This is a genomic window from Pseudoalteromonas sp. ESRF-bin5 (assembly GCF_002632075.1).
Classification (GTDB): domain Bacteria; phylum Pseudomonadota; class Gammaproteobacteria; order Enterobacterales; family Alteromonadaceae; genus Pseudoalteromonas; species Pseudoalteromonas marina.
Window position 1 is genome coordinate 1 of sequence record NZ_NTLW01000091.1, and the last position, 10,321, is coordinate 10,321.

Genomic DNA, 10,321 nt, shown 5'->3' on the forward strand with positions numbered 1-10,321 from the left:
CAAGTACTTGCAGATACGCTTGATAAAGCGACGGGTACTTTCCTTGCTGAAAACAAATCGCCTTCACGTAAAGTTAAAGAAATTGATAACCGTGGTTCTCATTTCTTCTTATCTTTATTTTGGGCTCAAGAACTTGCTAAGCAAAATGATGATAGCGAACTTAAAGCACAGTTCACTCAAATTGCGAGCGATTTAGAGGCAAATAAAGACGCGATCGTAAACGAATTAAACGATGCTCAAGGCCCAGCAGTTGAACTAGGTGGTTACTTCCAGCCTAACGACGCAGCCGCTTTTGAAGCAATGCGTCCAAGCACTACATTTAACGATATCCTTGCTAAATTAGTGTAATAAATAGTAAAAATAAAACCGCTTACCTTTAAAAGTAAGCGGTTTTTTTACGCCTATGAAAAAGGCCGCTCAATGCGACCTTTTAAAGTTAATATCTACTCGCCCAATCAAATCCCTATTGTCGGGTTGATATAACGCTTACTATTTACTTAGTGTAAGCTCTTGGCATGTTTGAATCAGTAGTATAACGGTCACGTAATTTATCTTGGCGAGACTGTGTAGACACCTCAGTGCCATTAATAAACATACGACTTACGTTACTGCTTATTTCAAACGGATCATTAGTCCACATCACTACATCAGCGGCTTTACCCACCTCAATACTGCCCGCATTAATACCGAATACGTCAGCAACATTTGATGTAACAGCTTTCAGTGCACCTTGTTGGCTCATGCCATAAGATACAGCGTTACCTGCGTCATAGCGAAGCTGATAAATATTGTGACTTGCATCTCCACCAACCGTTAAAAGTACTTTAACACCGGCTTTTTCAAGTAAACCTGCATTATTTAAATTAGCGTGTAAAGAATCGAAGCTTCCTGGTAAGTTGTCCATAGCGCTAATAATTACTGGGATATTAGCTTTAGCAATATGCTCTTTAACAACAACAGCATCCTGTGCTCCACTTAGTACTAAGTTAACACCAAATTGCTCTTTCACTTTAATAAGCTCAATAATATCAGCAGCACGCGATACGCTTATAACCAATGGCATGTCGCCAGAAAGTACTTTAGCCATTACTTTGTCTTCAGTACTTGGTTTATCGTCGTCTTTTTTATCTTTTTTGCTTAATTTAGTTTGATGAGCATCTAGCTTATTAATTAATGTTTGCAGTGTAAAAGCGCGCGAGCCTTTTCTTCGCTCACCTAAATGCACAACTAACGCTGCTTGTTTTTGAACGTCACTTTCAAGGCTGCCACTTAAATCAACCACACTAGCCAAACCTGCAAAAATACTATCGCCGCCATAAGGGGTAATTACATCTCGTGTAACGCCGCCTTTACGTGCATAAGGTATTAAGCTTGAATGTGCGTTATATGCAAGGCTCACATCAAAATCTATACCTGCTTTGTCGTCACCCGCATCGCGAGAGCCTGCAACCGCACCCACTTCAACTAAACCAAGTTGATTATTGCTTGCAATGAATCCAGGGGTAACAATTTTGCCATTGGCATCAATAATTTCATCAGCACTTACTTCTGCCGGGTTAATCGCTGTAATTTTCCCGTTATCCATAACAATGCTTGCGCCTTTTAATACGCCTTGCTCTGTTGATGTATGGATAGTTGCATTAATAATAGCCAATGACTGTGCGTTTACAGCACCAGAGGCTAGTAATCCGGCAGCAACCAGTGATAGCGAAAACGAACGTGATAAATTTTTCATTCTGGGTGCTCCTTATTTTTGACCTAACATAAAATCACTGGTTGCCTGATAAGTGCTATCGTTTCTATCGTAAACTTTTGCACCATCAACAAATACTTGCTCAGCTTTTGCGTAAACGCTAAACGGGCTCTGGTTCCAAATAACCACATCGCCTTGTTTACCTGCCTCTAGCGAGCCTGTCTTATCGTCAATACCTAATGATTTTGCTGCGTTAGTGGTGATCCACTTAATTGCATGCTCTTCTGAAATATCAAAGCCATTTTCATTAGCACGATACATTACTTTAGCCGCTTCTTGGTTTAAGCGTTGAATGGTTGTGTCTGAATCTGAGTGAACAACGGCACACGAGTTTTTAACCGCATCAACAATAGCAACGTTTTCTTGAACCATGTCGTAAGCTTCCATTTTAAAGCCCCACCAGTCTGGCCACAATGCAGCACACGAGCCATTATCAGCTAACAAATCTGCAATTTTGTATGCTTCAATACCGTGATGGAACGTACCCGCGTGATAATTAAATTCTTTAGAAAGATCAATCATCATCGCCATTTCTTCGGCTTTATAACAATGATTGTGGATCATTACTTCGCCTTCAAGAACGCCGCGTAATGTATCGTACTTTATATCGCGATTCGGGGCTTCAGGGTTTTTACCTTCTGCGTATTCTGCATCGTACTTATCCCATGCTCGCTTATATTCTTGCGCGCCAATCCACGCAGTGCGGTAACCAGCCATATTACCCATACGTGTTGAAGGCAATACGCCTTTACGGCCATATACGCGTTTTGGGTTTTCACCACATGCCATTTTTAATCCATACGGTGCATCAGGAAATTTCATTCCTTGCATTGTATGCGCAGGCACGTTTTTAAGTGTTACACCACGTCCGCCAAATAAATTAGCAGAGCCGGGTAAAATTTGTAACGAGGTAATACCGCCTTCGCGCGCACGGTTAAACCCTGGATCTTGCGGCCAAACAGAGTGCTCTACCCACACTTCGGCCGTATTTGGGCTGGTCATTTCGTTACCATCTTGATGTGATTCTACCGATGGATTTGGATAGGCACCCAAATGTGAATGAACATCAATAATACCTGGTGTTACCCATTTACCTTGTGCATCAATAGTTGTGTCTGCTTTTACAGTTAAGTCTTTACCTACTTGCTGTACTTTACCATCGACCAATAGTACATCAGCGTCATCTAAGCGTTCGCCAGTCCCTGTAAGAACAGTCGCGTTTGTGATGAGTGTGCTTGTTGTAGAGATTGGCGTGTAAGTACTTGGGTATGGGTTTTTGTTAATAGTAATCTTATCATCTTGCGGGCCATTTTCTTGGCAACCTACAAGTGCAGCGGCTAAGCCAACTGCTAATAAAGAGGGAGCAAATTTATTCATGTTGTTTGGTTCTCCTGTTTTTTTAATACTTTAGCGAAAGCTTGGGCATAAAGCTAAAAAAACAGGTGAAAACGCGGTAAATTAAGATGAATTTACGTGATTATTTTTTTATATAATTGTTATATAGCTTTTCTAGTGCGCCCTCTGTGGTGAGTGACGGATCTTTGCTGATAAAATGTTTGACCGTGCGGGTTACAAAATCTGAATTTTGCTTATGTAGCTTAGAAAAATCTTTAATAAGAGTATTACCATCTTTAGCCGCTGTTACCTTGTCGTGGCGATGACGGTACTGACTAAGGGCTTTGTTAAAATCGCCGTTGTAGTCTTCAACTAAAATTTTATAAAAGTCACTTTTTTGCACATTTAAAGAGGTAATGCAGAAATTCAGTGCGTCTTTAAAATCAGTATAAACGTTACCTTCTACATCAAACTCTTTGGTTTTTTCGCGCACTGTGACACGTGCCTCTTCAGTGGCGTAACTAAAACCTGTAAATGCCAATCGCTCTGCGGCTTCTTTTCCTAATTTCATACCGGCCTGAATACTGTGAGCAAACTCATCACTCATGTCACTTAATTCGTTTTCTTCCCACATATTATAGACACGCAGTGCTTTGGCATATTTATTAGACAGCTTTTTTTTAATTTTGGTAAAGCGCTCGTCAATCGTCATTAGTCGTTCGTTATGTAATAGCGCATAACATTCATAACAAGCAGGAATTGAAATGAAGTCGGCATCCTCGCCTAAATCAATAATACTTTGCAGCATATGAAGAGGCGGACAATGATCGCGTTCAGTTGCTTCGCAGCCACAATAAAAACACTGATTAAAATGTTGTTGTTCGCAGGCATAGGCTTGTTGATAATAACTGGCTAACGCTTTACTCACTGTTTATCCTAAAAATCTACACATCAATTTATTGGGCGATAATACCAGCCTAAAAAAATATGTCAGTATCAATAAATTATTTTTATGAAAGTGTGTCAAAAAACACACTTAAAAATATGCTTTTTCATGAGCCTATAAGTAAGTGTGTACATTAAACATACTTGCTTACAGCTTGTTGCGTTTGGTTAACAGCTTTTTTAATTAATTAGTTTAATAATTAGCTTGCAACCGCAAACAACGAGGAAAAGTAAAATGAATACATTTAAAACAGCATTATGTACAACACTTGTAATTGGTAGTGCAGCATTAGCAGCACCTGTATCAGCAACACAATTTGTAGCAGCCGACTCAACGCCAGGCACACAAATTTGTATGGCTGTTGCGTCTAATAAAGCATATTTACTACGCAAAACACAGCAGTCATTGAACGTTAAAAAAAGCATTATTAGCAATAAACTAACGTGTAATAACTTACCTATGGGTGATTTTGTAGCGCGTTATAATTTAGATAAAAGTGCTAATTACTTAAATATTGAAAGCAGTACTCGCACTTCAATTAAAGATTTAGCAAAGGTGTCGTCAACTGAAATCATTGTTATTTCGTCTCCGCAATAACATGTTTAAACGTTATAGCTAAGCAGGCATAACTATAACCTGCTTAGTTTTATTATTAACTTTATTGCTTAAAGAACACCCGCAATTAAACCAAATAAACCGCCAAATACTCCGCCCCAAACAACTAACCAACCTAAGTGCTCGCGTATCATTGTTTGAATAATTTCTTTCACCATTTTAGGGGTTAATTCATCAAGGCGTTCATCAACAAGTTTAAGTACTGTGCTGTGCAACCCTTGAGCACTATTTCCTTGTGAAAGCGTTTGCGTTACTAACGCTTTAAAGTTCTCTGTTTGAGAAATTTGTGCTAACGAAAGTTGCATTTTATCAATAAATTTTTCGCGCATTGGCTCTATTGCAGCAGTGCCTCCAAACATACCCAGCATGCTACCAAATTGCGATTGCTCTATAACCTCGAGTAAATTATCGAAAGCTGGATTTAAATCAACATTACTAATGATCGGTTCAAAGTCGATATTAGGCTGCGCCTTGTTGAGTAAATTATTAATTTTTTGCTCGGAGAAAAACTCAGTGAGTATTAGGTTTCGTATAGCAACTTTAAAGCTCTCAAACTTAAGCGCAATAACACCAGACCCATATAAAAACGGAACCTTTTCAAATAGCATATGAATAGCCAATAAATTGGTCACTGCCCCAGAAAGTGCAAATAACCCCACCGACAAAACTACTGGCTGATCAAACATCAATCCTGCAGCTACACAAATACTTGCTAGTAAATTGGTTATAAAACTTTTGTTCATTTTTACTCCATTACAGTTAGCGTCACTTTGTGCGACACATTCACTAATTTTACAACGTTTAGTTTGTTAAATTAATCCCTTTTTGCCATAGTTTAAGTGTCTGTATAAAATACGAGCAACTATTATGTGGAAAGCAATTAACGAGCACATTAGCCAAGCTACAAATACTGACTTTAAACACACACAAAAGCGGCAACTGCAAGGCACAACAACCGATAAATATTTTCATATAAGTAATGGCACACAAAGCTACTTTGTTAAAATTGCGCTCAAAAGCGAGCTTGAGCGATTAGAAAGTGAATCTAGGGGCTTACAGATGCTTGCTAATAATAGTTATTTTAGTGTTCCAAGCTGCATTACATCAGGTGCTAACATTGAATTTTCATTTATCGTACTTTCGTGGTTAGAGCTTGATGAGCAGCCCTATTGCCAATGGCAAAAAATGGGCACTCAACTAGCGCAAATGCACCAAAAGCATGACCAGGCAATGTTTGGCTTTGATATAGATAATCACTTAGCTACAACCGTTCAACCAAATCGTTGGCACAAAAAGTGGGATGTATTTTTTGCCGAAGAACGCATAGGGTGGCAATTACAACTATTAGCCGAAAAAGGCATTAAATTTGCCAAGCCCGAGCACATAATTAATGAAGTTAAAGCACAATTACATGGTCATGTTGTGAACCCATCTTTGTTACATGGTGATTTTTGGCGAGGCAACTTGGGCTTTTTAAAAGAAGTACCGACCGTATATAATCCCGCTTGTTATTATGGTGATCGGGAAGTGGATATCGCAATGAGCGAGCTATTTGCGCCACTACCCGATGAATTTTATGTTGCCTATAATAAGCAATATCCTCTTCTACCAAGCTATCAAAAACGTAAACATATTTACCAACTATACCCTATTTTAAATCATGCAAATATTTTTGCTGGGCACTATCTTACTGAAGCTAAACAACATATCGATAAGCTAATGCAATAAGTGTAAATAAACTGTCATAACACGCTAAACAGACTATATTTAAAGGGTTCTAAGGAGTTCAGTTTTGCGTCATTAAGCCGTGGTTAGAATAAAAACATTCCAAGCTCTGCTTAAGTTATTTGTATTTGGAGTGATTATGAAAGACTTTTTATCACAACGTATTAGCTGCCCGTTTTGCGGACACCACATTCATTTGGATTTAGATGCCAGCATGGGCGATCAGGACTATATTGAAGACTGCACTGCCTGTTGCAACCCAATCCATTTAAATATGCACATAGACCATGCAAACAATAAATTAGAGCTACACGTAGACAGTGACGACGAACAAATTTTTTAATTTTGATGACGCAGGTAGTTTTCTACGGTGTTAACAATAGTGTAAGTTTGCTGATCGACCTCTATATTTAGCTCATCACCCACTTGCGCTTTACCTAAGTTTGTAATTGCTAATGTTTCTGGGATCAAATGCAACCAAAAGCCCTGCTCGTCAATCTCGCCTACTGTTAAACTAGCACCATTAATGGCGACAAAGCCTTTGTACAATACATATTTTTGCCACTTTACCGGTAAGCTTACCTGAATTTTGCAGTTGCTTTGAGTATTAATTATTTGATTTATTTTAGCCGAACAGTGAATGTGTCCTGAAACAATATGCCCACCCAGTTCTGTGCCAAAAGTAACAGAGCGCTCGTAATTTACTAAACTGCCCAGATCAAGAAGCCCTAGATTAGTTAATTGAAGTGTTTCGTCAATCACGTCAAAGTGAACTTGCGCGACTACATCTTGGTTACTTAGCTCAACTTTTACTACTGTTAAACAACACCCATTAATCGCAATACTGGCTCCTAAATCTAGGTGTTTAACGTAGTCATCGCTCACCGACACCACTAAACGTAACACACCCTCATTATGGTTTTTAGACACCACAGTAGCTTGAGTTTGTACTATACCTGTAAACATAAAATCTCGTTAAGTTATGACAAAGTATTAGTTTAACGTATCGAATTATAAAATCATTCACTCCTTAGATTTTTATTTCAAAGACAATAGATTACAATTACAGCCTTACTCATTAAATAGCTGTTTTTATGACCTTTTGTAATTGGGAAGCTAAGCGTTTACTTTCTCTCGCGCTGCCTGTTTTTTTAGCACAAGTTACCCTTATATTAATGTCGGTGGTCGACACCATAATGGCAGGTCAGGTCAGCCCTACCGACCTAGCTGCGCTATCTATTGCTACTGGTATTTGGAACCCACTACTTTTAGCGTTGCAAGGTATTTTGTTAGCACTAACTGGCATAATTGCACAATTTGCCGGCGCGAATGACAAAAAAGGCATAAGCCACTATTTTCAACAAGCTTTATATTTAACCGTTTTACTGTGTATTACAGGCTTTAGTATTGCCTACTTGGCAAACATTATAATATTACAGCTAGATACAAGCCCGGCTATTGCGAGCCTCGCTTTCGACTATATTCAATTTGTTAAATGGGGGGTGTTTGGATTTTTATTTTTTACAACCTACCGAAACATGACTGAAGGCATGGGTATGACAAAACCGGCCTTCTATATTAGCTTACTCGGATTAGCCGTTAATATTCCTGCTAACTACATTTTCATAAATGGTTTATTTGGCCTTCCCGCCTATGGCGGAGCTGGCTGTGGTATAGCAACAGCTATTGTTTTAACAGTGATGGCATTAGCACAGGTCACTTATTGCCAAATGAGTAAAAAGATAGATGCCAAAGGGCTACTCACACCGTTTGAAAAACCAAATATAGCAACTATCGCCACTATTACAAAATTAGGTATTCCTATCTCTTTGGCTACTTTTTTTGAAGTAACACTTTTTGCATGTATTCCACTCTTTATTGCCCATTTAGGAGCGGTTGCTGTATCAGGGCATCAAATTGCAGCAAGTGTTACCGCATTACTGTTTATGATGCCGCTAAGCCTCTCTATTGCCATTAGCATTCGAATTGGTAACTTGTATGGTCAGAACAAGTTCGATCAGTTAAAAATAGCCGTATCGACAAGTTATCTACTGGCTATATTAATCGCACTGTTCTTAGCGTTTATAACATTTATAGGTCGTGATGTGATAAGCCAGCTATACACAGATAGCCCTGCGGTTATTGCCCTTGCGACCTCAATTATGATTTTAGCCTGTATTTATCAACTACCCGATGCCCTGCAAGTTGCAGCAAATGGCATTTTAAGAGGATTAAAACACACAGCCCCTATTTCTTACATCACGTTTATTTCGTATTGGTTAATCGGCTTTAGCTTAGGCTACGTATTGGCAAGAACAGATATAATTGTGCCGGCAATGGGGCCGCACGGATTTTGGATTGGTATAATTGTCGGGCTCACCGTTGCAGCCATTTTGTTAATGATAACCGTTAGTAAGCGCTTTAAACATGAACCATTTATTAGCCAACAAGCTTAATTTAAATAACATAAAGCAGTTAGTATTAGTATGCATGTTACTAATACTAACCGTTACTATGCTAACCGCTTGCACAGAGGCCCCCAGTAATACAAACAATACCTACATAGAACGCCTTGAAAATATAACCGACAACAAATCAGAAGACCTCCCAGCGCTTAACTCACTCAAATTAAAGCCGTTAACCGAACTCAACAACACTAAAATAACACTGGGTATAGTTGAGCTTGCCGGGATCAGCAGCTGCAATTTAAATGTGGTAATAAGTGAGCACAACAACCAACTGGGTAAAACAGCAACCGCTGCAGGGCGTTTGAAATATCAAATAGACTTTATTCAACACGCCAACAGCTGCTTAGCCTCCCTCGATGAATCCTCAGTAACGTATAAAAAAATACATGAAGCAAAAAATCAAAAACAAGCTGATTTACTACATTACTTTAATGCAGCCCTTATTGAGGAACCAGAGCTCAACCGCACGTGGTCACTAACCGCTTCAGAATTAAGTAAAGAACCCGCAGGCTTTAGCGACACAATTGAGGCTATGCGTAAACTTACTGCTATTAAAGCGCAATTAGCTCAGGCTCAATTTGACAAAATAAACACAGATGCAATATACCAAGCACTCGAAACGCTTAATAAATATAGGTTTATTCAATCATTAATTAAATCTGTCAGGCAACAAATAAGGCTAAATAAAATCGCCACGGGGTTGGTGCATAACATCAATTTAAGCACCCTATGCCCAGTGGGTAAAAACAAAGATAAAGCTAAAATAATGAATAATATATTTCAAAAGTTCTATCTTTCACAAATTCAGCCTTACCAAGCACAACTCATTGGTTTTCTTGAAGTGCTTCAGCCTTTATTAAATCAACTGTGGTACCAAGAACGTGTAACAACCAATGAAATTAATCAGCTGATTAAAGCAAACTTAAATACCAATTTATTAAATCAATTGAAAAGCTCAGCTAAACAGCATGTTATTTGGTGGCAAGAGTTTTATAAAACGTGTGAAATCAGCCCAATATGAATAAAAAAACGGCAAATAAACCTAAAAACACGAAACGTGCTTGATTCGACCTGCCCCACGCTATATATTAGCGGCCGTTGTTAAGCAAATAACACTTACTTAAATATAGTAATACGACTGTAGCTCAGTTGGTTAGAGCACTACCTTGACATGGTAGGGGTCGGTGGTTCGAATCCACTCAGTCGTACCAATATTAATCAGATGTATAATTGAAGGAAAGAGCACTACCTACTCTTGACCACCCGGTCCAAGGGTCAGTGACTCAAATCCACTCAGTCGTACCAATATTAATCAGATGTATAATTGAAGGAAAGAGCACTACCTACTCTTGACCACCCGGTCCAAGGGTCAGTGACTCAAATCCACTCAGTCGTACCAATATTAATCAGATGTATAATTGAAGGAAAGAGCACTACCTACTCTTGACCACCCGGTCCAAGGGTCAGTGACTCAAATCC

The 10,321-nt window shown here is 38.9% G+C and carries 11 protein-coding genes and 1 tRNA gene; 7 read left to right on the forward strand and 5 right to left on the reverse strand.

Annotated features, from left to right (window positions below; genetic code table 11):
- Positions 1-348 (forward strand): NADP-dependent isocitrate dehydrogenase (locus BCG07_RS04520; protein ID WP_286888923.1); only part of this gene is annotated, 348 nt, incomplete at its 5' end.
- A 145-nt stretch (positions 349-493) separates the two neighbouring features.
- Here the strand turns inward: BCG07_RS04520 and BCG07_RS04525 are convergent.
- From BCG07_RS04525 to BCG07_RS04535, 3 genes are all read right to left on the reverse strand, one after another.
- Positions 494-1,735, reverse strand: coding sequence for an amidohydrolase family protein (locus BCG07_RS04525; RefSeq protein ID WP_243530728.1), 1,242 nt, complete (start codon positions 1,733-1,735; stop codon positions 494-496).
- A gap of 12 nt (positions 1,736-1,747) precedes the next feature.
- Positions 1,748-3,130, reverse strand: a complete 1,383-nt coding sequence (locus tag BCG07_RS04530) for an amidohydrolase (protein ID WP_138740828.1) — start codon at positions 3,128-3,130, stop codon at positions 1,748-1,750.
- Between the two features lie 100 nt (positions 3,131-3,230).
- Positions 3,231-4,016: a hypothetical protein gene (locus BCG07_RS04535; RefSeq protein ID WP_271479828.1), complete on the reverse strand. Its 786-nt coding sequence runs from the start codon at positions 4,014-4,016 to the stop codon at positions 3,231-3,233.
- A gap of 252 nt (positions 4,017-4,268) precedes the next feature.
- Between BCG07_RS04535 and BCG07_RS04540 the strand changes: the two genes are divergently transcribed.
- A complete protein-coding gene (locus tag BCG07_RS04540) occupies positions 4,269-4,631 on the forward strand; it encodes a DUF3718 domain-containing protein (RefSeq protein WP_286888928.1) in 363 nt (120 codons plus the stop codon).
- A 68-nt stretch (positions 4,632-4,699) separates the two neighbouring features.
- Here the strand turns inward: BCG07_RS04540 and BCG07_RS04545 are convergent, their stop codons facing one another.
- A complete protein-coding gene (locus BCG07_RS04545) occupies positions 4,700-5,392 on the reverse strand; it encodes a hypothetical protein (RefSeq protein WP_008128428.1) in 693 nt (230 codons plus the stop codon).
- A gap of 124 nt (positions 5,393-5,516) precedes the next feature.
- Between BCG07_RS04545 and BCG07_RS04550 the strand changes: the two genes are divergently transcribed.
- Together BCG07_RS04550 and BCG07_RS04555 are read left to right on the forward strand one after the other, a co-directional pair.
- Positions 5,517-6,377: a fructosamine kinase family protein gene (locus BCG07_RS04550; protein WP_286888931.1), complete on the forward strand. Its 861-nt coding sequence runs from the start codon at positions 5,517-5,519 to the stop codon at positions 6,375-6,377.
- Between the two features lie 136 nt (positions 6,378-6,513).
- Positions 6,514-6,717, forward strand: coding sequence for a CPXCG motif-containing cysteine-rich protein (locus BCG07_RS04555; protein WP_008128431.1), 204 nt, complete (start codon positions 6,514-6,516; stop codon positions 6,715-6,717).
- Here BCG07_RS04555 and BCG07_RS04560 read toward each other — a convergent pair.
- The gene (locus BCG07_RS04560; protein WP_008128433.1) at positions 6,714-7,340 is read right to left on the reverse strand and encodes a riboflavin synthase; all 627 of its coding nucleotides are present in this window, start codon (positions 7,338-7,340) and stop codon (positions 6,714-6,716) included. The genes BCG07_RS04555 and BCG07_RS04560 overlap by 4 nt on opposite strands.
- A 128-nt stretch (positions 7,341-7,468) precedes the next feature.
- On the opposite strand from BCG07_RS04560, the gene BCG07_RS04565 reads away from it, so the two are divergent.
- From BCG07_RS04565 to BCG07_RS04575, 3 genes are all read left to right on the forward strand, one after another.
- Positions 7,469-8,830, forward strand: coding sequence for an MATE family efflux transporter (locus BCG07_RS04565; protein ID WP_286888933.1), 1,362 nt, complete (start codon positions 7,469-7,471; stop codon positions 8,828-8,830).
- Positions 8,802-9,863 carry a DUF3080 family protein gene (locus BCG07_RS04570; RefSeq protein ID WP_286888935.1) on the forward strand — a complete coding sequence of 354 codons (1,062 nt, stop codon included), beginning with the start codon at positions 8,802-8,804 and terminating at the stop codon, positions 9,861-9,863. Before BCG07_RS04565 ends, BCG07_RS04570 begins: the two co-directional genes overlap by 29 nt.
- A 113-nt stretch (positions 9,864-9,976) precedes the next feature.
- Positions 9,977-10,053: transfer RNA gene (locus BCG07_RS04575), tRNA-Val, on the forward strand.
- Positions 10,054-10,321: the final 268 nt, after the last annotated feature.

Excerpts from the sequence above, each read along its gene's own strand:
- BCG07_RS04570 (WP_286888935.1), top strand. The coding sequence starts at position 8,802 with ATGAACCATTTATTAGCCAACAAGCTTAATTTAAATAACATAAAGCAG.
- BCG07_RS04545 (WP_008128428.1), bottom strand. The coding sequence starts at position 5,392 with ATGAACAAAAGTTTTATAACCAATTTACTAGCAAGTATTTGTGTAGCT.
- BCG07_RS04555 (WP_008128431.1), top strand. The coding sequence starts at position 6,514 with ATGAAAGACTTTTTATCACAACGTATTAGCTGCCCGTTTTGCGGACAC.
- BCG07_RS04540 (WP_286888928.1), top strand. The coding sequence starts at position 4,269 with ATGAATACATTTAAAACAGCATTATGTACAACACTTGTAATTGGTAGT.
- BCG07_RS04550 (WP_286888931.1), top strand. The coding sequence starts at position 5,517 with ATGTGGAAAGCAATTAACGAGCACATTAGCCAAGCTACAAATACTGAC.
- BCG07_RS04530 (WP_138740828.1), bottom strand. The coding sequence starts at position 3,130 with ATGAATAAATTTGCTCCCTCTTTATTAGCAGTTGGCTTAGCCGCTGCA.
- BCG07_RS04525 (WP_243530728.1), bottom strand. The coding sequence starts at position 1,735 with ATGAAAAATTTATCACGTTCGTTTTCGCTATCACTGGTTGCTGCCGGA.
- BCG07_RS04565 (WP_286888933.1), top strand. The coding sequence starts at position 7,469 with ATGACCTTTTGTAATTGGGAAGCTAAGCGTTTACTTTCTCTCGCGCTG.
- BCG07_RS04560 (WP_008128433.1), bottom strand. The coding sequence starts at position 7,340 with ATGTTTACAGGTATAGTACAAACTCAAGCTACTGTGGTGTCTAAAAAC.